This window comes from Streptomyces sp. NPDC048514 (assembly GCF_043199955.1).
In the GTDB taxonomy this organism is placed as follows: Bacteria; Actinomycetota; Actinomycetes; order Streptomycetales; family Streptomycetaceae; genus Streptomyces.
The window spans coordinates 137,863-161,601 of sequence record NZ_JBICWT010000008.1; the positions used below are offsets into that span (position 1 = coordinate 137,863).

Sequence of the window (23,739 nt, forward strand, 5' to 3'; positions counted from 1 at the left end):
GGAAGCGGTCAGGCGGCGCACTGTTCCTCGGGGTAGGCGCACAGGACGCACATCCCGAGCGACGTCGGGATGCAGTAGCCGTAGGTGATCCGGCAATTCGGGCAGGTGCGGCGAGCCAGCATCGCCAGCGCGAGCGCACCCCACTTCCGGGACGTCATCGGACGCACCGGCTTGGCACGGTCGACGCGATAGAGGAATGCAACCTGCACCCCCGCCTTCCGGCCGCGATGCGTGCGCATGATCTGCGCCGCCACCTCCTGCCCGCCGGGGCGCAGCCCGGACGCGCGCAGTTGGCGGCGGGTGGCGTAGCCCTCCGGGGCGAAGTGCCACGGGTAGGTAGGTATCCCGAACCGGGCCCCGGCAGGGTCAAAGCACTTGGTGTAGGCGGACATCAGACCGCCACCCCCACCCTGGGCCCATCCGTGCGGGCGCCGGTGCGGCCGGAGCGGCGCCCGGCGATCGTGGCGAACAGCCGTCCCAGCCCCGCCCGGCGGGTGCCGGAGCGGGCTTGCTTGGCCGCGTACATCGCCTCATCCGCCCGCCGCAGCAGCTCGGACAGGTTGTCGGCGGGGAAGTCCGCGGCACGCACCCAGCCCAGCGAGACCGTGGTGTGCACGGCGGGGTCCTGGCCTTCGACCGGGCGGGCCAGCACGCCATGCAGCAGGGTCAACATGTCGGCGGCGGTGCCGTGGGCATCAATGAGCACTGCGGCGAACTCATCGCCCCCCAGACGCCCAGCGATGCCGGACCGGCCCGCGTGGTGGGAGAGGCGGTCAGCGGTCGCCTTCAGCAGCGCATCCCCCGCGGCGTGCCCGTGGCTGTCGTTGATCTGCTTGAACTTGTCGACATCGGCGAGGACAACGACCGCCCGCGGGTCCCTCAACAGGGCGTTCGCGCGGCGGGTGAACCCGTCGCGAGTGACCAGACCCGTGAGCGGGTCCCGGCGCGCGGTGCTCAGGCAACGGTGCAGCCACCGCACGTGAACCACCCACCCCGCCACCAGCGGCAGCACGGCTAACAGGACCGTAGCCAGCGTGCTCACGCCGCCACCCCCTCAGCCTCAGCCTCAGCCTCAGCCGGAACAGAATCCGCCGGGCGCAGGGAGCGGGAGGCGCGTTCGGCGAGCAGGGCGTCACGTACCTGCCGTGCCGGCGCTGACCCGCACCGCAGCGCCTTTCGCAGCGCCTCGGCGTTGACCGCGTCGTCCGTCCAGTCGGCCGTCTCCACGCGGGCTTCGCTCAGCAGTTCGGCCGCGGTGCGCTGCACCGGAGCGGGCTTGGCCTTCACCGGCCGCTTGCGTGCCGGACGAGGCGTTGCGGGCTCCGGTGCCTGCACCGGCTCAGGCCCCGGGTCGATTTCCGCCGGCATCGGGGCGGCGGGGGCGAGTTCGCCCATGCGGAGCATCACGCGCTCACGCCGCGGCGTCTTCCTGCGCCAGCTGCGGCCGTATCGTTCGTGCAGATCAGCACGGACCAGCAGCCTCTCACGCTCGCACGCCAGCGCCACACTGTAGGAGGTGACCTCCCACAAGGTCATGCGTCGCCACAGTGCGAACGTCGACAGCGGCGCCAGCAGCCACCGGGAGAACCGGATCTTCTCCATGCGCCGGCCGGTCGCCGCCCCGATCCGCACGGCGTAGATGTGCGCGCCGATCTCGGAGAACACCACCCACAACAGCGGCATCGTCCCGTGCGCGACCTTCGCCCACACCGCAGCACCGGCGGCGACGTTCAGCCCACAGGTGACCAGGGTGAGAACCCAGGGCACGAACCGCACCCACGCCAACGCCATGTCCATCCGGATCAACAGCAGGTTGGCCACCGTGAACACCGGGATCGCGGTGTCGATACCGACCGGCAGCATCCACGGCTCACCGAACCCCCACCGCGCCGCGGCCAACGACACCGCGTCAAAGGAGGAGATCAAACCGAGCACGCCGACACCGGCCGCGGCCAGCGCCCCCACACCAGCAAGCCCCATTTCCGGGTGGGTCAGCGGCGGCACCGCCGCACGCTCCACAGCCTGCGACGTCACGCCGCACCGCCGAGAGCTCCCGCGGCGGCCGTCTGGTTGAGCAGGGCAACGCGGGCGGCGAGCGCCTGGCGACGCGCCCGCCGGATGCGGCGGGTGTCCAACTCGGTGGGGGTGCGGTCGATGGTGGCGATGTGCGCGTCCAGCAGGTCAACGTCCGCCAGGATGACGGGCATCTCTCGCTCGATCGCGTCCAGCTCCGTGCTGGTCGGTTCCATGAAGTCCTCGAACGCCGTAACAGCGTCCTGAACAGTAACGATGTGGCTCATTGGGTCTGGTTCCTTCCAGAGAGGAACGGCCCGAACAGCGGCCCCGGTGCTCGAACACCGGGGCCGCGCGCCGTTGAAGTCGGTAGATCCGGCTCCCCTCAGCGCTGCTCGTGCGAGACGAGCAGCGGAGGCAACCGGCGCGGCGTTAACCGCAAGGTTGAAGCGCAGTCAGATGCCGCGCGGTCCGCCTTTTCGACTCGGGGAGGCGGGGCCCACCTATGCAGTTCTCAAGCAACTCCCAGCGCGGGGCCTCCCGTTATGGCAGGCAATCCCGAACCAGAACCGTTCCGCCGAAGAGCGGTGCGGCGCTGCATGGAACAGACTGGACCGGTGGACCGGTCCAGTCAAGCAGTGAATCGCCAGTTGATGAGCGAGGGAGTGCGTTTGCCCAGTTCAGAGGCGCTGACAGGGCATCAAAAAAGCTGGACCGGCGGACCGGTCCAGCTCCGATGGGCGCTTACATCGCGTAGGTGTCCACCTGCTCGAAGAGCGACGCAGGCGTAACACCCTCTTCGCAGACCAGCGGACGCCCCTCCTGGTCGTGCGCCGTATGCAGGAGGACCGCGACAGCACTGCCCTCCTCAACCCCCAACCGCTCCGCCTCAACCTCGGTGGCCAGCCGGACGGTCGTTACGTCCACCCCCTCGACCGGGAACCGCCCGGTCTGCCGGCGGACGTAGCGAGTCGTGCCCTCAGCAATGGGAGCCGTGTCGGAAAGCCGGGGGGCCGCCTCTCCGATCTCGGGAGGGAACCACGCTTCCACGCAACTGTTGGGGCTTCCGTCAGGGAGTTGAAGGATACGGACACGACGAAGCGCCTGTACGCCGGGCGCCAGGCCAAGCGCGTTGGCCACGCGCGTGGGCGGTTCAGCCCAGTCGGGCGATCCGACCCGCAGGAACGGCATCCCGCCGAGGATGCGCGCCGACCCTGCTCGACGTGCGCCGGCGGGCCTCGCCACGGGTGTCTCCGTGACCACGAAGCCAGTCCCTTGCTTGGCCACCACCACGCCGTCGTTGCGGAGTACATCCACAGCCTTGATGGCGGTGGCGCGCGACACGTCCCACTGCTCAGCCAGGTCTCGGCCTGACGGGATGGTCTCGCCGGGGGCGAACTCACCAGCGGCGATGCGGGCCCGAAGCGACTCGGCGATCTCCTCGTACTTCAGAACAGCCATGGTTTCCTCTACCTCGCACGCTGGACTGGTCCACCGGTACACACGATACTGCGAGCATGTCGAATCTCGAATTGGCTCCCTCCGTGATGCGGTTCTACGGCGAGACGGTGAACGAGGACGACCGCCTGCGCATCTCGGCAGACGGACGGATGGAGCTGGCCAGGACACAAGAGCTTCTCCGACGGTTTCTTCCCCCTGCGCCGGCCCGCGTGCTCGACGTGGGCGGGGGGACCGGAATCCATGCTGAATGGCTGGTGAAAGACGGCTACGACGTGACGCTGGTGGACCCGATCCCCCGTCATGTCGAGACAGCGTCAGCCGTGTGCTCAGCAGTGGTCGGAGACGCTCGCGACCTGAGCGAGCCGGACGACAGTTTCGATGTTGTGCAACTTCTCGGGCCGCTATATCACCTGCCCAACCCCGAGGATCGGCGCACTGCACTGGCAGAAGCCCAGCGCGTAGTGAAGCCGGGCGGCTTGGTCACAGCAGCCGCCATCAACCGATACGCCTCACTCTTTGAACACGTGACGTACGCCCACCTCCACACAGAGCGCATCCGTGACTCCGTCTCCAAGATTCTTGAGACGGCTATTTATGACGGAGTGCGCGGATTTACTCTGAGCTACTTCCACAGGGCTGAGGAGCTGGCTTCGGAGCTGCGGACGTCCGGACTGACCGACGTGCAGGTCTTCGGAATTGAGGGCCCCGCGTGGTCGCTGGTGAAGGCGGCGGAGCAGCAGCCGGGCGAAGGACCAACAGACGAGCTGATTGCATCCGCCATGGAGGCGGCCCGCATGGCCGAACCTTACCCAGAGTTGCTTGCTGCCAGTTCGCACCTACTAGCCGTGGGAAGGGCCCCTGCTGGCATCAGCCTCTGATGCCGTCGGTGGCGACACTCACGGAGCAGCAGCCTTCTTCGCGCAGCCGTTCTAGGGCTGGCAGCGCGGTACAAAATTCTTTACTCCATCAAGACCCGCGCACGGCGCGGGCGCGCGCCGCCTCTACGGCGCGGCCCGCCCCCTGTCTTCGCCCCAGCTGGACGCGCCCGGCGGCTGCGGGCAATCGTGGGAGAAACCCTATGCGGCTGGGGCGGTCGGCTCCACGGCTTGAGGCAGCCACTTTGGCCCAAAGCCGCTGCACCGACCTTTCACTCCCGCCTCAGACGTGAGAGTCAATCGCTGTAACGATGTGCTCGATCGTCGTGATGGCATCTAGCGCGTCATCCGACGCTATCGGTGTCGTCGTACCGCCCGGCAGCGGATCGAGGTCACATTGATGCACTATCCGATTACGACGACTTACGATCACCCCTAGAGCAGTCTTTTGCATGTGCGCGTCGCCGGGAAACGCGGTGGACCAGATCTTCTGCACGCCTACCATTGAGAGGGCCGAGGCAATGTCGTCCGGCCGCTGATAAGTTTCCAGCCCGAGACGCTCGGCGACATACGTACGAGCAGCCAATTCGACAGCAGCTTCTCCGCCCGAACTGGCCGCCATGATCTTACCGACGGCCGCAAAACTCAAACCCACCTTGGACGAAGCGGCCGCAGATAGCCGCCCCATCAACATGTCGACAGCCCGGTCAAGCACTACAGCGTGAATATACGAGTCAATGGCAGCAACGGTATGCACCAAGGCCGATCGATAGTGATCCTCGCCACCTACCAAACCATTAGTGATAGCCGACAAGGACTGCCCGATTCCTACAAGGTCGCGAGCCCGCTTTATTTCTTTTTCGAACTCGAGAAAGCGGCGAGTCGCCATCAGCCGCCCTGCCCCGTAAGCGCCTCTACGCGACTCGCCAGCCCATCAAACGTGTCATGGAATTTTCGGATGTTGACAGCCGTCGTTTCCCATACGCTACCCCCGCGCCCGACATCCTCTTGAGTAAGCATGAACACCGGCTTGCGATTTTGCTGCGAATTAGCGATCAAAGTATTGAAGTCAGGAATAGATGCGAGCCTATAGGGCGGCTCCTCCCCGATGCTCTCATACAGTGACTCATCCAACATCAGATTGCTTGAGCGCAAGGCAGGCACGAGCGTGTCCTTGATTGCAATATCCAGGGCATCAAAATATTCCTGGAAGGCAATAGTAGGGGCACCATTCTTAAGGCGATAGCGCTGTACGATCGTCCCCATGAACTTCAGCTTAGGTCGAGGGAAAACGTAGTCCGCATTCGACAGAGCATCCAACTCCGCGGCCCGTTCAGCCCACCGAACCCACTTCGGCAAGACGCGAGCCAGGGAGTCCATAGCCATGACAGAGAAGACGTCGGGGCTGGCCGGAACGATGAAGTAGTCAGAAATCGTGACAAGGTTCTGATTGATCGAACCAAGGCCCGGACTCAAGTCGAGAATGACGTAGTCTGCCTTATACTTCTCAGCAGTGATATCGAAAAGGTGCGAGAAACTACCCGGGAGGTTTTTCAGGGCTTGGATAGATTCTGAGAGCTGTTGCGCAACGCCGAGGGATACTTCATCTTCTGCCAAGCCGACATGGCCAGGAATCAGAAATAGGCCTTCCCGTCCAGTAACTGGCACACATTCCACGGGAACGAGCGGACGAGGACGAGACTGGAAGGCCGGGTCCAAGGCATCGCGAAGATTCTGATTCGGGTGATCTGAGTAGAACTTATCCAGGGCATCGACCTGGGTCAGATCTAGAACCATCCCTGTGAGATTACATTGAGGGTCCGCATCGACCATGATGACGGTCTTACCCCGCTCCGCAAGCATCCAGGAAAGATTGAAGCAGGTGGTCGTCTTGCTGACGCCGCCCTTGTTGTTGAACATGGCAATTACTTCAGCCACAGATACCCCCCACTAATTGTGGACCCATGCCCTGAGCCGTGCCGCGGATAGCTTGGCTAATCTTAATCACCGTTGCGCCCCGCGTGACCGCAACGTTGAAATCTTGACCGATTTGCCGGAATAACGGCATTCTCATAGTTGCGGGCACCGTCTGGAGTGGCAGCACGGCCAGCTTTCGAGCGCCCTCCCGGGCCGTCCCCGGGCCGTGGAAGGGCGCTCGATGGTGACCAGCGTCGACAGGGTCCGACAGCTCAGCAGCAGGTCAGGGCGTTGATCGATAAGGCGGCCGTAGGTCACGGCCGCCGGTGATCAGTTGTGGCTGTGGAGAACGGTCGGAGCGGTTATGCGTCTGCGGACTCCACCGATGACCGGGGCCCCGGCAGGCCCGGTTGTCCTCCGTTGACCTGCTCCAGCACCAGGAGGCGAAGTTCTGCCGGTGTGGGCCACGGCGCGCTGCGGTGGATCATGCGGTGACAGTTCGAGCAGATCAAAGCTAGGTCCGCCAGCCTCGTGGTGCCATCTCCAGCCACGTGGAGCGGCACTACGTGGTGACACTCGATGTAGCCCTCTCCGCGCGTGCCATACACCTTGGCGAAGTCGAATCCGCAGGCTTCGCAAGCCAGAGTGCCGCCCCGCTTGAGTACCGACTCTATCTTCTTCTTGCGGAGTCCCTTGTTGCGCTCGCGCGTGCGATGGCGTCGGTAGAGTGCTCGCCCCTCAGGTGCGCTGACATCGCCGTCGAAGCCTTCGTCGTCAGGCTGCACTACAGGTTGCAGATCACCGGACCGCAGTCCTTCGCGAAGCAGCTCAGCGGCGCGCGCCATCTCGGCCGGCCGGTCCAGGAAGTCATGTAGAACCTCGCGGTCCAACTGGCCGCCGTTGGTCGGACTGCCCTGATAGTCGGGGTGGAAGCTGGCGATGTTGAGGGTCTTCAGCGCCGCCCCGTTGCGGTTGCGGTACTCGGCCGCCCGCTGCTCCGGTGGGTACGCAGCCAAAAGCTGAAGGAGGTCGGACAGTTCGGCGATCCGCGGGTCCGAGGAGGAGAGCCCTCGCCACCCGTTCCTGGCGACGACATCGCAGGCGAGGATCAGTTCGTCCCTCGTCCACTTGGGGCTACGGGATACTCCCACCTGGAAGCCTTCGCGCTTGAGCCAGTCAACTGCGTGTCCGATGCCGCCACTCAGCTCGTCCCAGGCCAGGGGCCGTCCCTGGGAGTGCTTGTGGGCCACCCCTGCTACAGCCTTCGAGTCGTACTCTTTGCCCTCATGCAAAACGAGGAACTTCCGGGCCGGCTTGAAGCCGTAGAGGCCGAGGAACGCCTTCGCACCCAGTTCGTCATACTCCCGCAGCGTCTTCAGGATGTCGTCACGCGAGATGGCCCCTTTTTCCATGGGCGGAGCGTACCGGCTTGGATGACAACTGACTTGGGAGTCACCGCCCCCGTGCCAGCGGAGCACGTGCAGAGTGCCGTCAGGGGGCGGACCCAGGGTGTCCTGGTCCCGTCTCAGCTCCCCACCAGCCAGGGTCTCCGAAGTACGCCACCCCAGGAGACCGCCACCGAATGTGACATGCCCAAGCCACACCCCCAGGGCACAACGAGGGCACAACAGCTCCGCGCAGGCTCAACGACAGCCAACGCCAGCAAACACCATCTGGCCTGGTCAGCGGCACATCTTGACAGTTTCCCCCAGCCCATGCCCAAAGAGGCGGCACCCCCGCACAGGGTGCCGCCCCTCTTTTCGTGCGCCGGGGCCGCCGTCGGTCGGTCTGAGGGTCGGGGACCGGCGGCGGCTCCGGGGTCGGTGTGGCCCGGACGGGCCTAGCGGTGGTCGCTGCCCGTCGACTGCGTCGCCGCGCGGCCCGCCTCCAGGCGGGCGACCGGGATGCGGAACGGGGAGCAGGAGACGTAGTCCAGACCCACCTCGTGGAAGAAGTGGACCGACTCCGGGTCACCGCCGTGCTCGCCGCAGACACCGAGCTTGAGGTCGGGGCGGGTACGACGGCCCGCTTCCGCCGCCGCCTTCACCAGCGATCCGACGCCGTCCCTGTCGATCGTCTCGAAGGGGCTGACTCCGAAGATGCCCTTCTCCAGGTACGCCGTGAAGAACGAGGCCTCCACGTCGTCGCGGCTGAAGCCCCACACCGTCTGGGTCAGGTCGTTCGTGCCGAAGGAGAAGAACTGCGCCGCCTCCGCGATCTGGCCGGCCGTCAGCGCGGCGCGCGGCAGCTCGATCATCGTGCCGATCGCCAGCTTCAGCGCCGTACCGGTCGCCGCCTCGACCTCCGCGACGACCTGGTCCGCCTCCTCGCGGACGATCTCCAGTTCCTGGACCGTGCCGACGAGCGGGATCATGATCTCGGCGCGCGGGTCGCCCTTGGCGGCCTTGCGCTCGGCCGCGGCCTCGGCGATGGCGCGGACCTGCATGGTGAACAGGCCGGGGATGACCAGGCCGAGGCGGACGCCGCGCAGGCCCAGCATCGGGTTCTGCTCGTGCAGCCGGTGCACCGCCTGGAGCAGGCGCAGGTCGTTCTCGTGCGGCTCCTGGCGGGACTCCGCCAGCGCCACGCGGACGGAGAGTTCCGTGATGTCGGGCAGGAACTCGTGCAGCGGCGGGTCGAGGAGACGGACCGTCACCGGCAGGCCGTCCATCGCCTCGAACAGCTCGACGAAGTCCTTCTTCTGCAGCGGCAGCAGCTCCGACAGGGCGGCCTCGCGCTCGTCCTCGGTGTCGGCGAGGATCAGCTTCTCGACCATCTCGCGGCGCTCGCCGAGGAACATGTGCTCGGTGCGGCACAGGCCGATGCCCTGGGCGCCGAAGCGGCGCGCCCGCAGCGCGTCCTCGGCGTTGTCGGCGTTGGCGCGCACCCGCAGCCGGCGCTTGCGGTCGGCGAAGGCCATCATGCGGTGGACCGCCTCGACCAGTTCGTCGGCGTCGTCGGCGCCCGGGTGCATCCGGCCCTCGAAGTACTCCACGACCGGGGAGGGGACCACCGGGACCTCGCCCAGGTAGACCTTGCCGGACGAGCCGTCGATGGAGATGACGTCGCCCTCCTCCACGACGTGCCCGCCGGGGACCGTCATGCGGCGGCGCTTGGTGTCGACCTCAAGCTCCTCGGCGCCGCAGACACAGGTCTTGCCCATGCCGCGGGCGACGACGGCCGCGTGGGAGGTCTTGCCGCCGCGCGAGGTCAGGATGCCCTCGGCGGCGATCATGCCGTCCAGGTCGTCGGGGTTGGTCTCCCGGCGGACCAGGATGACCTTCTCGCCCGAGCGGGACCACTTCACGGCCGTGTACGAGTCGAAGACCGCCTTGCCGACCGCCGCGCCCGGAGAGGCGGCGATGCCCCGGCCCACCTGCCCGGCCCTGGCCTCGTCGTCGAAGCGCGGGAACATCAGCTGGGCCAGCTGGGCACCGGTCACCCGCTGGAGGGCTTCCGTCTCGTCGATCAGGCCCTGGTCCACCAGCTGGGTCGCGATGCGGAAGGCGGCACCGGCGGTGCGCTTGCCGACGCGGGTCTGGAGCATCCAGAGCTGGCCGCGCTCGATGGTGAACTCGATGTCGCAGAGATCCTTGTAGTGGTTCTCCAGGGTCTCCATGATCTGCATGAGCTGGTCGTACGACTTCTTGTCGATCCGCTCCAGCTCCGCCAGCGCGACGGTGTTGCGGATGCCCGCCACGACGTCCTCGCCCTGGGCGTTCTGCAGGTAGTCGCCGTAGACGCCCTGGTGACCGGAGGCGGGGTCGCGGGTGAAGGCCACACCGGTGCCGGAGTCGGGGCCGAGGTTGCCGAAGACCATGGAGCAGACGTTGACGGCCGTGCCCAGGTCGTGCGGGATGCGCTCCTGGCGGCGGTACAGCTTCGCGCGGTCGCCGTTCCACGAGTCGAAGACCGCCTTGACGGCGAGGTCCATCTGCTCGCGCGGGTCCTGCGGGAAGTCCCGGCCGGCCTCCTTCTTGACGATCTTCTTGAAGGCGGTGACCAGCTTCTTCAGGTCGGCGGCGTCCAGGTCGGTGTCGACCGTGACCTTCTTGGCGTCCTTGGCCTTCTCCAGGGCCTCCTCGAAGAGGTCGCCGTCGACGCCGAGGACGGTCTTGCCGAACATCTGGATGAGGCGGCGGTAGGAGTCCCACGCGAAGCGGTCGTCGCCGGCCTGCTTGGCCAGGCCCTGCACCGACTTGTCGGAGAGGCCGATGTTCAGGACGGTGTCCATCATGCCGGGCATGGAGAACTTGGCGCCGGAGCGGACGGAGACCAGCAGCGGGTCGTCGGCCTGACCGAGCTTCTTGCCCATCTTCGCTTCGAGGGCGTCGAGGTGCGCACTCACCTCGTCACGCAGTGCCGCGGGCTCCTCACCGCTGTCCAGGTAGACCTTGCAGGCCTCCGTGGTGATGGTGAAGCCGGGAGGGACCGGCAGACCGAGGTTGGTCATCTCGGCGAGGTTGGCACCCTTGCCGCCGAGGAGATCCTTGAGGTCCTTGTTGCCCTCGGTGAAGTCGTAAACGAACTTCGCTACGTGGGGTTCTTTGTTTTCCGACACGGGTCTCGACTCCTTGAGGCCACGGTGGCTGCCCTGACGGCCAGGAACATACCCAGATCGAAGGTCTGTGGGTACGTCTGCTTGCGCGTCATACGCCTGTAACCACCCGTCCGCCAGCGGATCGAAAGTCAAGGCTTGGCAAGCCGCAGCGCCCGGATGTTTTCACTTCTTGAACGCAGAGACCTCCCCAGAGGCCGGATTCCGCTCGGATGAGCGGGGCTAAGCACGATTGAGTTCGATCGATGAACGATCGGGAGGTGGCACCCAGTGCCACCCTTTGGAGAAGTGCAGCCGCTCTTGATCCGCTCATCTGAGCGGAACCCTTATCAAGGGTGGCGAGAATCACGCTGCCACAGCGCCGCCGATTTCACCATGCGGACGTGTTCCCGGGCCGAAACGGCACGCGAACACCACCGTCACGGCGCCCCGGGAGGGCCGTGACCGGCGACGTCACACGCCCATCGCGGTGAGCCGCTCCTCCACCCGATCCGGCGCGTACAGATGCTCCACGACCAGCGCACCCGCTCCGATGAGCGCGGCCCGCTCCCCGAGCCGGGAGGTGACGACGTCCAGCTGGGCCGTGGAGCGGGGCAGCGCCCGCTGGTAGAGCAGCTCGCGCACGCCGGTGAGGAAGGGGGTCCCGGCCAGGTCGCCCGCGATCATCAGCACGCCTGGATTGAGCAGGGTCACCACCGTCGCCAGCACGTCACCGACCCGGCGCCCGGCCTCCCGGGCCAGCGCGGCGGCCTGCGGGTGTCCGGCGGCCAGCAGCTCCCGCACGTCCGAGCCGGACGTGGCCGGCACGCCGGACTCGGCCAGCCGCCGGGCCACGGCCCCGCCGCTGGCGACGGCGGCGAGGCAGCCGAACGAGCCGCACCGGCACAGTGCGTCCGCACCGACCCTGATGTGCCCGATGTCGCCCGCGCCACCGTCGGCGCCCCGGTAGAGCGAGCCGTCGACCACGACCCCGGCGCCGATCCCGGTCGAGACCTTCACCAGCACGAACGCCCGGCAGTCCGGGTATCCGGCGCGCTGCTCGCCGTAGGCCATGAGGTCGGCGTCGTTGCCCACGAGGACCGGCACGGCCGGGGCGCCGGTGTGCTCGGTGAAGGCGCGGGACAGGCGGCCTCCTGTGTCGTAGCCGTCCCAGCCCGGCATGATCGGGGGCTGGACGACCCGGCCGGTCTCGCTGTCCACCGGCCCGGGGACCGCGAGCCCGATCCCGCAGACCCCCGCTGCCGGATACCCGGCCTTCTCCAGCAACCCGGCGAACCGGTGCCCGAGTTCCCCGAGCACCGTCTCCGGGCCGTCGTCGATCGCCAGCGTGCCGGCGTGCTCGGCAAGGATCTCGCCGGTCAGAGTGAGGACGGCCGCGCGGGCGTGCCGGGTGTCGAGGTCGGCGGCGAGCACCACGGCGTGGGAGCCGTCGAACTCCAGGGTGAGGGCGGGGCGGCCGCCGAGCGGTGAGCCGACCGCGCCGCCGGCGCCCTCGCGCAGCCAGCCGGCCCGGAACAGCCGGTCCAGGCGCTGGCCGACGGTGGCCCGTGACAGCCCGGTCGCCTGCTGGAGCGCGCCGCGGGTCACGGCCCGTCCGCTGCGCACCAGTTCGAGCAGATCGCCGGCACCCGTCTGACTCCCGCCTCTCCAGGTCCTGCCCGGACGCCCGGTCATGCGCACCCCCTTGTGTCTCTCAACTCTGCGCTACATATTGGGTTTTGCGTGTTGAATAGACGTAACCCATCCGTAGCCGCAACAAAACCCCGGTCGGCCCGGCCGGACGTCTTCTTCTTGGGGGAGCCCCGAGTGGACCGCACCGCCCAGTTCACCGCCCGGCCCACGCGGCCCGGGATCACCTGCGGCCCACCGCCCTCCGGGGCGTCCCTGCACCGCAGGGCGGCCCAGGTGCTCGACGCGAACTGGACGGGCCGCTCCACGGTCCCCTCCCGGAACCTGTATCCGCACCAGTGGTCGTGGGACTCGGCGTTCATCGCGATCGGCCTGCGGCACGTGTCGCCCCTGCGGGCCCAGAGCGAGCTGGAGACACTGCTGGCGGCCCAGTGGGCCGACGGCCGCGTCCCGCACATCGTCTTCAACCCCTCCGTACCGCTCGACGCCTACTTCCCCGGCCCCGACTTCTGGCGCTCCTCCACCGCCGGCCGCGGTGCGGGCGCCCCGCGCACCGTACAGACGTCCGGCATCGTGCAGCCACCGGTGCACGCCCTGGCCGCCTGGCTGGTACACCGCGCCGACCCCGGCCTGTCCCGGGCCCGGGGCTTCCTCGCCCGGATCCATCCCCGGCTGGCCGCCTGGCACCGGTATCTGCTGGACCGGCGCGACCTGGGCGGCGGCGGGCTGGTGTCCGTGGTCCACCCCTGGGAGCAGGGCATGGACAACAGCCCCTGCTGGGACGCCCCGCTCGCCCGCGTCACCCCGGCCCCGGCCCGCTCCTTCCGCCGGGCCGACCTCGACCACGGCGCAGCCGGGGACCGGCCGACGGATCTGGACTACGGGCGGTACGTGCGGCTGGCGGCCGCCTACCGGGACGCGGGCTACGCGGACGGAACGGGCAGGACGGCCGGGACAGGCGGGGCGGACGGAACGGGCCGGACGGCCGGGACAGGCGGAACGGATGGAACGGACGGAACGGACGGAACGGGCAGGACCGTCCGGACGGGTGGGACCGACCGGACCGACCGGACGGGCGGGGCGGACGGAACGGGCCGGGCGGCGGCCGGACGGACCGTGGCCGGGAAGGGTCCGGCGCAGAGCGGCGGCGGCCCGCGGGCGGGCGCGTTCGCCGTGGAGGACCCGGCGTTCAACGCGCTCCTCATCGCCTCCGAGTACGCGCTGGCGCGGATCGCCGGTGAACTGGGCGCGCCCGGCACCGCCCGCCGCGCACGGGCCGCGCGGCTGACGACGGCACTGGTGGAGCGGCTGTGGGAGCCGGCGGCCGGCATGTTCCTGTGCCGGGACCTGCGCGGCGAGGGGCTGATCGGCGAGCGCGGCGTCGGCGGACTGGTCCCGCTGCTGCTGCCGGACCTGCCCCGGGACATCGCCGCCACCCTCGTCCGCACTCTCCGGGGGCCCCACTTCTCGGTCGGTGACCGCGCCCTGCTGGTCCCGAGCTACGACCTCCTCGGCGATGCCTTCGATCCGCACCGGTACTGGCGCGGCCCGGCCTGGTTCAACACCGGCTGGCTGCTGGAGCGCGGGCTGCGCACACACGGCGAGCGGGAGCGGGCCGACGCCCTGCGTGAGGCGGTGCTGCGCCTCGCCGGCAGCTCCGGCTTCGCGGAGTACGTCGACCCGTGCACCGGCGAGGCCTGCGGTGCGACCGGCTTCGGCTGGACGGCCGCGCTCGCGCTCGACCTGCTCCACCAGCGGCATACACCGCGAGAGTGTCAAACAGTGGACAAGAGCCACCAAAAGGGCGTGTCCAGCACGGGCACCGGCACGTTCGACACGAGTGACGAAGGAGGGGACCGGGGATGACGGACCGGCATCATCTGCTCGTGCACGGGGCGACGTTCGCCGCCGTGGGCGACCGGGGCGACATCAGCGGAGTGCGGGGCGGCGGCTCCCCGGACGGATTGTTCGTACGGGACGCCCGGCACCTCAGCCGCTGGCAGCTCACCGTCGACGGCGCGGTTCCGGAGGTGCTCAGCCCGGTGGCGGACGGGGACGCGACGCGCTGTGTGCTGGTCCCGCGCGGCGGCCGGCAGGAACCTCCGGCGCACACCCTCTTCCGTGAACAGGCCGTCTGCGACAGCGCGTTCGTGGAGTCGCTCCGGGTGACGAGCAACCGCCCGGCGCCCACCGCGATCCGGCTCGCCCTCACCGTCGACGCCGACTTCACCGACCAGTTCGAACTCCGCGCCGACCACCGCACCTACGTCAAGCCCGGCGCCCAGCGCTCCCGCGAGATCCTCGCGGACGGCATCGAGTTCACCTACCGGCGCGCCGAGTGGCGGTCCTGCACGACCATCACGGCCGATCCGGCGCCCGAGGCGGTGGAGGAGACCGGTACCGGCGCCCGCCGCCTGGTGTGGTCCCTCGACCTGGCACCGCACGGCACGACCACGCTGCTGCTGCGGGTGATCGCCCGCCCGCACGGCGACAAGCGGGCCCTGCGGGTGCCGCGCGACCCGGCCGCCGTGCACGAGCAACTGCTGGCGAGGGAGGGTGAGTTCGCCGAGGGGGTGGCCTTCCCGACCGGCTGGCCTGAGCTGGCGGCGGCCTGCGCGCGCGGGCTGGCCGACCTGGCCGCGCTGCAGGTGCCGGCCACCGGGCCGGACGGCGCGGAACTGAGCGTGCCGGCCGCGGGCGCCCCCTGGTTCCTCACCCTGCTCGGCCGGGACGCCCTGCTCACCTGTCTGTTCGCGCTGCCGTACCGGCCGGGGATGGCCGCCGCCACCCTCGCGGCGCTCGCCGCGGCCCAGGCCACCGGCGCCGGCGCGGCCCCGGCCGCCCAGCCCGGAAAGATCGTCCACGAGGTGCGGCACGGCGAGCTGGCGCACTTCGGGCAGGTGCCGTACGGGCGCTACTACGGCTCGGTCGACGCCACCCCGCTGTTCCTGATCCTGCTCGGCGCGTACGTCGAGCGGACGGGGGACACGGCCCCGGCCCGCCGCCTGGAGCGGCACGCGCGCGCCGCGATCGGCTGGATGCTCGACCACGGTGGCCTCACCTCGCGCGGCTACCTCGTCCACCGCGCCGACGAGGGCGGCCTGGCCAACCAGAACTGGAAGGACTCCCCCGGCGCGATCTGCTGCGCCGACGGCACCCGGCCCACCGGCGCGGTGATGGCGGCCGGCGCCCAGGGCTACGCGTACGACGCGCTGCGGCGCACGGCCTGGGTGGCGCGCACGGTGTGGGCCGACGAGACGTACGCGGCGCTGCTCGAACAGACGGCGGCCGATCTGCGGGACCGTTTCCAGCGGGAGTTCTGGATGCGGGAGCACTCCTTCCCGGCGCTCGCGCTGGACGGCGAGGGCCGCCGGATCGACGCGCTGGCCTCCGACGCCGGGCATCTGCTGTGGTCGGGGCTGCTGGACAAGGAGTACGGGGAGAGGGTGGGCCGACGGCTGCTCGAACCGGACTTCTTCTCCGGCTGGGGCGTGCGCACGCTCGCCTCGGGGCAGCCTGCGTACCACCCGCTCTCCCGTCATCGCGGTTCGGTCTGGCCGCACGACAACGCGCTGATCACGCTGGGCCTGGCCCGCTACGGACTGCACGACGAGGCCCGTACGGTCGCCCACGCGCTCGTCGAGGCGGCGACGGCGGCGGGCCACCGGCTGCCCGGGGTGCTGGCGGGGTACGGCCGGGACACCCACCCCGATCCGGTGCCCTCCTCGCACACCTGCGTCCGCGAGTCCCGGTCGGCCGCGGCACCGCTGGCACTGCTCACGGCGGTGGGCGGAGCGTAGGAGGACACACCGCGGGACACGGGACATACCGCCGGGTCCTGCGACACACCGGGCGGCGCGGCGGGGTTTGCCCGGTGTTTGCCGGGAGCCGTGAACGGGGGTCGGGCGGGAGCCGTACGGGATTACGTCACGGGTCTCGCACGGAAGGACCTCCGGGTTGTCTCAGCACACGAGCACGCGCCGGTCACCGGCCTCCGCCGGGAAGAGCGAGGGTGGCGCCCCGGAAGAAACGGAACCGCCGGAGGCCGCGGCGCCGCACACGAGCACGCGCCGGTCACCGGCCTCCGCCGGGAAGAGCGAGGGTGGCGCCCCGGAAGAAACGGAACCGCCGGAGGCCGCGGCGCCTGGGGCCGTCCCCGGAGAGACCGGTACGGGGGCCCTCCGGCTCTTCCGGCGCTCCCGGGGCGCCTGGCGGGCGCGGATCCGGCGCCTGCGGGAGCGGCACCCCAGGACGGCCCGCGGCCTCTCGCTCACCGTCACCGTGCTCGCCGCCGTGCTCGTCGTCGCCGCACTCGTGCTGCCGAACACCGTCGTGGGCCTCGGACCGGCCAAGTTCGTGCGCCTGCCGGGGGAAGCCGTCATCGGGGCCGCCGTGCTGCTCGCGCTGCCGCGCCGGCCCCGCGTGGTGCTGGCGGCGGTGTCCGGGGTGGTGCTCGGGGCCGTGACCGTGCTGAACCTGCTCGACATGGGCTTCAACCAGTACCTCGGCCGCAGCTTCAACGTCATCCTCGACTGGGAGCTGTTCGGCGACGCGGAGTCGTATCTGGAGGACTCTCTCGGCCGGAGCGCCACCCTCGCCGCCGTGGCCGGAGTGGCCGTCCTCGTGCTGCTCCTCCTCGTGCTGCCGGCGTTGTCCGTGGTCCGGCTGAGCAGCCTGCTCGCCCGGCACCCCGGCACCGCGACCCGGGGCACGCTGATCGCCGGGGTCGTCTGGATCACCTGCTCCTCGCTCGGCCTGCAGCCGGCCGGCGTGCCGTTCGCGTCCGACCGCACCGCCGACGCGCTGCGGATCCAGGCCCGCCGGGTCTCGAGCACCCTGAAGGACGAGGCGGAGTTCCGGAAGGTGGCCAGGGTCGACGCCTTCGGGAACACCCCGGGCAGCCAGCTGGTCCCGGACCTGCGCGGCAAGGACATGATCTTCACGTTCATCGAGAGCTACGGCCGCAGCGCGATCGAGGATCCGGTCATGGCGCCCGGCGTCGACCGCACCCTCGACGTCCGCACCAAGGCGCTGGACAAGGCGGGTTTCCACGCCAAGAGCGGCTGGCTGACCTCGGCGACCTACGGCGGCAGCAGCTGGCTCGGGCACTCCACCACCATGTCGGGTCTGTGGATCAGCAACCAGCAGCGCTACCGCACCGTCATGGCCAGCGACCACCTGAGTCTGACGGAGGCGTTCGAGAAGACCGGCGCGTTCGACACGGTCGGCGTCATGCCGGGCGTGCAGAAGGGGTGGCCGGAGCAGAAGTGGTACGGCCTGGACAAGGTCTACAACGCCTTCCAGCTCGGCTACCAGGGCCCGAAGTTCAGCTGGTCGACCATGCCCGACCAGTACGCGCTGCAGCAGTACCAGGAGCGGGTGCACAGCAAGCCGCCGGCCGACGGCAGGTCGCGGATGTCGCTGCTCATCCTGACCTCCAGCCATCAGCCCTGGGCGCCCATCCCCAAGGCGGTCGACTGGGACCGGCTGGGCGACGGCTCGGTCTTCAAGGACATCCAGGCGGCGGGCGACAAGCCGGCCGACGTCATCGCCGACACGACCAGGTCCCGCGAGGAGTACGGCAAGTCGATCCAGTACTCGGTGACCGCGCTGACCGAGTGGCTGGAGCGCTACGGCTCCGAGGACACCGTGCTGGTCTTCCTCGGCGACCACCAGCCCATCGCCCGGGTCAGCGGCAACCACGCCAGCCGTGACGTGCCGGTCTCGATCGTCGCCAAGGACCCCAAGGTGCTGGACAAGGTCGCCGGCTGGGGCTGGACGGACGGCCTGCGCCCCGCCCATGACGCCCCGGTGTGGAAGATGAGCAGCTTCCGGGACCGCTTCCTGACGGCGTACGGCTCGACACCGCACCCGAAGAAGGGCTGAACGCCCGCCTTCCGGGGGATCGCTCAGCCGCCGGAGGTGTCGAGCTCCGCGTCCTCGCCCACGCCCGCGCAGTCGTAGGGGTCCTTCAGCCAGCCGTCCGGCAGGACGACCCGGTTGTTGCCGGACGTACGGCCGCGCGGGCCGTCCGCACCGGCCGGCCACGGCTGGTCCAGGTCCAGCTCGTCGAGTCCCGCGCGCAGTTCCTGGAGCGAGGACGTGATCGCGAGCCGCTTGCGCATCTCGGAGCCGACCGCGAAGCCCTTCAGGTACCAGGCGACGTGCTTGCGGAAGTCGACCACGCCCTTGGACTCGTCGCCGAGCCACTCCCCGAGCAGGGTGGCGTGCCGCACCATGACGTCGGCCACCTCACGGAGGGCGGGACGGGCGACGTCCTGCGGACGTCCCTCGAACGCCGCGACCAGGTCGGCGAAGAGCCACGGCCGCCCGAGGCACCCGCGGCCCACGACCACCCCGTCGCAGCCGGTCTCGCGCACCATCCGCAGCGCGTCCCCGGCCGACCAGATGTCGCCGTTGCCGAGGACGGGGATCTCCGGGACGTGCTCCTTCAGGCGGGCGATGGCGTCCCAGTCGGCGGTGCCGCCGTAGTGCTGGGCGGCCGTACGGCCGTGCAGGGCGATGGCCGTGACCCCTTCCTCCACGGCGATACGGCCGGCGTCGAGGAAGGTGATGTGGTCGTCGTCGATGCCCTTGCGCATCTTCATGGTGACCGGCAGGTCGTCGGCGCCCGAGACCGCCTCGCGCAGGATCGCCCGCAGCAGGTTGCGCTTGTAGGGAAGGGCCGAGCCGCCGCCCTTGCGGGTGACCTTGGGAACGGGGCAGCCGAAGTTCAGGTCGATGTGGTCGGCCAGCTCCTCCTCCGCGATCATGCGGACGGCCTTGCCGACGGTCGCCGGGTCGACGCCGTAGAGCTGGATCGAGCGGGGCCGCTCGCTCGCGTCGAACCGGATCAGCTGCATGGTCTTGTCGTTGCGCTCGACCAGCGCCCGGGTCGTGATCATCTCGCTGACGAACAGGCCCTTGCCGCCGCTGAACTCCCTGCACAGGGTGCGGAAGGGCGCGTTGGTGATCCCCGCCATGGGTGCGAGCACGACGGGCGGCGCCACGGCGTGCGGGCCGATGGAGAGCGGGTGGGTCATCGCGGGGCTCCGGGACGGAAGTGCGGCACAGGGCAAGCACCCATTGTCCCTCACCGCGCGGGCCACTCGTGCGCCTGCTCCCCCGGCCGCTCCAGCCGGCGTGCGGGCGGCGCCGGCATCGGCCCGCCAAAGTCGATGTAGTGCTCATTAGTTAGACGCACTATTGAAATCCGCGTACGATGCCTACCATGCACGACTTGAGCCATCGTCGACGCCTGCTCGTGCTCGCGATCTGCTGTATGAGCCTGCTGATCGTGAGCCTCGACAACACCGTGCTGAACGTGGCGCTGCCCGCCCTGCAGCGCGACCTGCACGCGGACACCTCGGGCCTGCAGTGGACGATCGACGCCTACACCCTCGTCCTGGCCTCGCTGCTGATGCTCGCGGGCTCCACGGCCGACCGCATCGGCCGCAGGAAGGTCTTCATGGCCGGCCTGGTGATCTTCTCCGCCGGCTCGCTGCTCTGCTCGGTGGCGCCCAGCCTGCAGCTGCTCGTGGTGTTCCGGATGGTGCAGGCGGTGGGTGGCTCGATGCTCAACCCCGTGGCGATGTCGATCATCACCAACACCTTCACGGACGCCCGGGAGCGTGCCCGCGCGATCGGTGTGTGGGGTGCGGTGGTCGGCATATCCATGGCGGCGGGCCCGCTGGTCGGCGGCCTGCTGGTCCAGTCCGTGAGCTGGCGCTCGATCTTCTGGATCAACCTCCCGGTCGGCCTCGCGGCCCTCCTCCTCACCCTCCGCTTCGTCCCCGAGTCCCGCGCGCCCAAGGCGCGCCGCCCCGACCCGGTCGGCCAGCTTCTGGTGATCGCCCTGTTCGGCTCGCTGACGTACGCGATCATCGAGGCGCCGGACGCGGGCCCGGGCACCTCGGCGCCCTTCGCCGCGATCGCCCTGGCGGCCCTGCTGGGCCTGCTGTGGTACGAGCCCCGGCGCGCCGAACCCCTCGTCGACCTGCACTTCTTCCGTTCCGCGCCGTTCAGCGGGGCGACCGTGATCGCGGTCAGCGCCTTCGCCGCGCTGGGCGGCTTCCTCTTCCTGTCGACCCTGTACCTGCAGAACGTGCGCGGCCTGGACGCCCTGCACGCCGGCCTGTGGATGCTGCCGATGGCCGCGCCGACGTTCCTGTGCGCACCGCTGTCCGGCCGGCTGGTCGGCAGCCGGGGCCCGCGTCTGCCGTTGCTGGTGGCGGGTACGGCGATGACGGTGAGCGGCGTGCTGTTCGCGGTCTTCGAGGCGGAGACGTCGAACACCACCCTCGTGATCGGTTACGTCCTGTTCGGCATCGGCTTCGGCTTCGTGAACGCGCCGATCACCAACACGGCCGTGTCGGGCATGCCGCGCACCCAGGCCGGCGTCGCCGCCGCGGTCGCCTCCACGAGCAGGCAGCTGGGCCAGACCCTCGGCGTCGCGGTGGTCGGCGCCGTCTTGGCGTCGGGCATCGGCTCGTCCTCGTACCGGCACATGTTCGTCCCGGCGGCCCGCCCCGGCTGGTGGATCCTCACCGCGTGCGGACTGGCCGTCCTCGTCCTCGGCCTGCTCACCACCGGCCGCTGGGCCCGCCGCACGGCCGAGCGGACGGCCGCCCGGCTCCGGCCGGCGGAGGTCCGCCGGCCGGTGAGTGCCTCCTCCCACCGCGCCTGACCACGGACCCCGGCCGCGCCCGACGGCCGGCCCGCACCGCGCGCGGCCGGCGGCCTGCACGGCGCCTGACCACCGACCCCGCCACGCCCGGCCACCGGCTCCCGGTGACCCGGCCGGAGGCGGTCAGTTCCCCCGTGCCACCTCGTACAGCTTCTCCAGCCGCTGCCGGGTCTCCTCGTCCCCCGGGGTGTACGTCACCATGCGGGCGCCCTGCTCGGGCCCCAGCCACAGGTCGGTGTGTTCCAGGGTGAGCCGGCCGACGTGGGGATTGCGGAACTCCCTGGTCCTGGAGCGGGTGCCGACCACCTCGTGGCGCCGCCAGTTCTCCCGGAACGCCGGGCACTCCTGCAGCCGCTCCAGGAGCTTCTTCCAGGCGGGCTCGCCGAGATGGCCGGCCAGGGCGGCCCGCAGCCGGGCGGCCATCAGGCGCTGGGTCTCCTCCAGGTGGACCACCGCCGCCTGGCACTCGGTGTTGGTGTACACGAGGAGCACGCAGTTGCGGTCCTCCGGCGGCAGCGCGTCCAGGTCGCTCATCAGCCGGCCGTAGGTGCGGTTGTAGGCGAGGACGTCGTACCGGCTGTTCTGGATACAGGCCGGGACGGGCTCCAGCCGGCGCAGCATCTCGCGCAGCGCCGGCGTCACGTTCGGGGTGTCGAGGGCCGGGGCCGGGTCCGTGGCGCCGGCCAGCCGGAAGAGATGGGCGCGCTCGCTCTCGTCCAGCCGCAGGGTGCGCGCGAGGGCGTCCACGACCTGCGCGGAGACCTGTATGTCGCGGGCCTGTTCCAGCCAGGTGTACCAGGTGACGCCGACCGCGGAGAGCTGGGCGACCTCCTCGCGGCGCAGTCCGGGGGTCCGGCGCCGGGCGCCGCGCGGGAGGCCCACCTGCTCCGGAGCGATCCGCTCCCGGCGGCTGCGCAGGAATGCGGCCAGTTCGTGCCGGCGGATCTCCGAGCCCCGGCCGTTCGACCGTGCGGCGCTCTCCCGGGCCATGGTCGTCATGCGTCCAGGGTGCCGGGACCGGCACCCCGTTTCCAGGTGGTCCCCGGTATCCGGGTAGTTCTTCTACCAGGATCAAGACACTCTGGTAGCAGAGCTGGACGGGGACTCAAGCTCGGGGGCATGAGCGAACCCGTCACCACGGCCGTCCGTCCGGTGGCAGCGCCGCCCGCGCTCGGCGGGCTCGGCCTGTTCACCGTTCTGCTGGCCGCTTCGCTGCCGTTGGTCGACTTCTTCATCATCAACGTCGCCCTGCCGACCATCGGCTCCGATCTCGACGCGGGCGAGACCGTGCTGGAGCTGGTCGTCGCCGGATACGGGGTCGCCTACGCGGTGCTGCTCGTCCTCGGCGGGCGGCTCGGGGACTCGTTCGGGCGGCGCCGGCTGTTCCTCGGCGGGATGGCCGCCTTCGGGCTCACCTCCCTGGTGTGCGGGCTCGCGCCCACCGCCTGGACGCTGGTCGTGGCCCGGGTCGCGCAGGGCGCCTCGGCGGCGGCGATGCTGCCGCAGGTGCTCGCCACCATCCAGGCGACCACCACCGGAGCGCGCCGGGCGAAGGCGATGAGCCTGTTCGGCGCCACGGCCGGGCTCTCGATGGTGGCCGGGCAGATCCTCGGCGGTGTGCTCGTCGCCGCCGATGTCGCCGGGACCGGGTGGCGCGCCGTCTTCCTGGTGAACGTCCCCGTGGTCGTCGTCGGGCTGGCGCTCGCCGTCCGGCTCGTGCCCGAGACGCGGTCGCAGCGTCCGGAACCCGTCGACGGGCCCGGCACGGTCCTGCTCGCGTTGTCGCTGCTGACGCTGCTCGTCCCGCTCACCGAGGGCCGGGCGGCGGGCTGGCCGCTGTGGACGTGGCTGTCGCTGGCGGCCTTCCCGTTCGCCGTGGCCGCGTTCTGGAGGGTGGAGCGGCGGGCGGACCGGGCGGGGCGGACTCCGCTGGTGCCGCCGAGTCTGCTGGCGCTCGTCTCGCTGCGGCGCGGGCTGGCGCTGATGCTGCCGTTCGCCATCGGATTCAGCGGGTTCATGTTCGTGATCGCGCTGGCCCTGCAGCAGGGTGCCGGGCTGGATCCGGTGCCGGCCGGGCTCGCGCTCGCGCCGATGGCCGTGGTGCACCTGCTGGTCTCGCTCGCCGGTCCGCGGCTGATCAGGCGGTACGGCACCCGGGTGGTCACCGCCGGCACCGTGGTGCAGGGAGCGGGCATCCTGCTGATCGTGCTGGCCGCCTGGCGGGACTGGCCGCATCTGGGCTTCGCCTCGCTGCTGCCGGGCATGGCCCTGGCCGGTGCCGGCCAGGCACTGCAACTGCCCAATCTGCTGTGGATCGTGATGTCCGAGGTGCCCGCCGAGCGGGCCGGCGTCGGCAGCGGGGTGATGGTCACCACCCAGCAGTCCGCGCTCGCCCTGGGCGTGGCCACGCTCGGCACGCTGTTCCTCACGCTCGTGCCGCACCTGGGCGTGCGGGACGCACTGGTCACGACGCTGCTGGCGCAGCTGGCCGGAATCGTGCTGACGGGCCTGCTCAGCCTGCGCCTGCCCCGCGAGGTCGGCTGAGCCCGAGGGGCGCGGCGGGGTCCGGCCGTGTGCTGGGCGCCGGCGCTCTGTCGCCC

General features: G+C 70.1%; 18 protein-coding genes. 6 read left to right on the top strand and 12 right to left on the bottom strand.

Annotation, left to right across the window (positions count from 1 at the left end; genetic code table 11):
- Positions 1-8: 8 nt before the first annotated feature.
- The 5 genes from ACGFT2_RS19185 to ACGFT2_RS19205 all read right to left on the bottom strand — a co-directional run bounded on the left by ACGFT2_RS19185 (position 9) and on the right by ACGFT2_RS19205 (position 3,474).
- Positions 9-392 (bottom strand): RRQRL motif-containing zinc-binding protein, encoded by a 384-nt coding sequence (locus ACGFT2_RS19185; protein WP_393279425.1) that lies wholly within the window; start codon positions 390-392, stop codon positions 9-11.
- Positions 392-1,042: a GGDEF domain-containing protein gene (locus ACGFT2_RS19190; protein WP_393279427.1), complete on the bottom strand. Its 651-nt coding sequence runs from the start codon at positions 1,040-1,042 to the stop codon at positions 392-394. The genes ACGFT2_RS19185 and ACGFT2_RS19190 overlap by 1 nt, the downstream gene beginning before the upstream one ends.
- Positions 1,039-1,980: a DUF2637 domain-containing protein gene (locus tag ACGFT2_RS19195; RefSeq protein ID WP_393280034.1), complete on the bottom strand. Its 942-nt coding sequence runs from the start codon at positions 1,978-1,980 to the stop codon at positions 1,039-1,041. The genes ACGFT2_RS19190 and ACGFT2_RS19195 overlap by 4 nt, the downstream gene beginning before the upstream one ends.
- A gap of 50 nt (positions 1,981-2,030) precedes the next feature.
- Positions 2,031-2,300, bottom strand: coding sequence for a DUF6284 family protein (locus ACGFT2_RS19200; RefSeq protein ID WP_393279429.1), 270 nt, complete (start codon positions 2,298-2,300; stop codon positions 2,031-2,033).
- Positions 2,301-2,757: 457 nt separating this feature from the next.
- Positions 2,758-3,474 (bottom strand): GntR family transcriptional regulator, encoded by a 717-nt coding sequence (locus ACGFT2_RS19205; RefSeq protein WP_393279431.1) that lies wholly within the window; start codon positions 3,472-3,474, stop codon positions 2,758-2,760.
- Between the two features lie 56 nt (positions 3,475-3,530).
- Here ACGFT2_RS19205 and ACGFT2_RS19210 point away from each other — a divergent pair, with 56 nt between their 5' ends.
- On the top strand, positions 3,531-4,352 hold the full coding sequence (locus ACGFT2_RS19210) for a class I SAM-dependent methyltransferase (protein ID WP_393279433.1): 822 nt from the start codon (positions 3,531-3,533) through the stop codon (positions 4,350-4,352).
- Between the two features lie 280 nt (positions 4,353-4,632).
- Here the strand turns inward: ACGFT2_RS19210 and ACGFT2_RS19215 are convergent, their stop codons facing one another.
- The 5 genes from ACGFT2_RS19215 to ACGFT2_RS19235 form a co-directional block, all read right to left on the bottom strand.
- On the bottom strand, positions 4,633-5,238 hold the full coding sequence (locus tag ACGFT2_RS19215; RefSeq protein WP_393279435.1) for a hypothetical protein: 606 nt from the start codon (positions 5,236-5,238) through the stop codon (positions 4,633-4,635).
- Positions 5,238-6,269: a ParA family protein gene (locus ACGFT2_RS19220; protein WP_393279437.1), complete on the bottom strand. Its 1,032-nt coding sequence runs from the start codon at positions 6,267-6,269 to the stop codon at positions 5,238-5,240. Before ACGFT2_RS19220 ends, ACGFT2_RS19215 begins: the two co-directional genes overlap by 1 nt.
- Before the next feature lie 359 nt (positions 6,270-6,628).
- Complete coding sequence (locus ACGFT2_RS19225; RefSeq protein WP_393279439.1) at positions 6,629-7,678, bottom strand: HNH endonuclease; 1,050 nt, start codon at positions 7,676-7,678, stop codon at positions 6,629-6,631.
- A 428-nt stretch (positions 7,679-8,106) separates the two neighbouring features.
- Complete coding sequence (ppdK, locus tag ACGFT2_RS19230; protein WP_393279442.1) at positions 8,107-10,827, bottom strand: pyruvate, phosphate dikinase; 2,721 nt, start codon at positions 10,825-10,827, stop codon at positions 8,107-8,109.
- 450 nt (positions 10,828-11,277) lie between these two features.
- Entirely contained in the window at positions 11,278-12,498 is a 1,221-nt protein-coding gene (locus tag ACGFT2_RS19235; protein ID WP_393279444.1) for an ROK family protein, read from the bottom strand.
- 132 nt (positions 12,499-12,630) lie between these two features.
- Here ACGFT2_RS19235 and ACGFT2_RS19240 point away from each other — a divergent pair, with 132 nt between their 5' ends.
- The 3 genes from ACGFT2_RS19240 (at position 12,631) to ACGFT2_RS19250 (ending at position 18,339) form a co-directional block, all read left to right on the top strand.
- Positions 12,631-14,319 (top strand): hypothetical protein, encoded by a 1,689-nt coding sequence (locus ACGFT2_RS19240; protein WP_393279446.1) that lies wholly within the window; start codon positions 12,631-12,633, stop codon positions 14,317-14,319.
- Complete coding sequence (locus ACGFT2_RS19245) at positions 14,316-16,253, top strand: glycogen debranching N-terminal domain-containing protein (RefSeq protein WP_393279448.1); 1,938 nt, start codon at positions 14,316-14,318, stop codon at positions 16,251-16,253. The genes ACGFT2_RS19240 and ACGFT2_RS19245 overlap by 4 nt, the downstream gene beginning before the upstream one ends.
- A 430-nt stretch (positions 16,254-16,683) precedes the next feature.
- Positions 16,684-18,339: a CDP-alcohol phosphatidyltransferase gene (locus tag ACGFT2_RS19250; protein ID WP_393280036.1), complete on the top strand. Its 1,656-nt coding sequence runs from the start codon at positions 16,684-16,686 to the stop codon at positions 18,337-18,339.
- 23 nt (positions 18,340-18,362) lie between these two features.
- Here the strand turns inward: ACGFT2_RS19250 and dusB are convergent, their stop codons facing one another.
- Positions 18,363-19,496, bottom strand: a complete 1,134-nt coding sequence (dusB, locus tag ACGFT2_RS19255; RefSeq protein ID WP_393279450.1) for a tRNA dihydrouridine synthase DusB — start codon at positions 19,494-19,496, stop codon at positions 18,363-18,365.
- Between the two features lie 188 nt (positions 19,497-19,684).
- On the opposite strand from dusB, the gene ACGFT2_RS19260 reads away from it, so the two are divergent.
- A complete protein-coding gene (locus tag ACGFT2_RS19260; protein ID WP_393279452.1) occupies positions 19,685-21,139 on the top strand; it encodes an MFS transporter in 1,455 nt (484 codons plus the stop codon).
- A 123-nt stretch (positions 21,140-21,262) separates the two neighbouring features.
- Here ACGFT2_RS19260 and ACGFT2_RS19265 read toward each other — a convergent pair whose 3' ends face one another.
- Positions 21,263-22,138 (bottom strand): helix-turn-helix transcriptional regulator, encoded by an 876-nt coding sequence (locus ACGFT2_RS19265; protein WP_393279454.1) that lies wholly within the window; start codon positions 22,136-22,138, stop codon positions 21,263-21,265.
- A 120-nt stretch (positions 22,139-22,258) separates the two neighbouring features.
- On the opposite strand from ACGFT2_RS19265, the gene ACGFT2_RS19270 reads away from it, so the two are divergent.
- Positions 22,259-23,683, top strand: a complete 1,425-nt coding sequence (locus tag ACGFT2_RS19270) for an MFS transporter (protein ID WP_393279456.1) — start codon at positions 22,259-22,261, stop codon at positions 23,681-23,683.
- Positions 23,684-23,739: the final 56 nt, after the last annotated feature.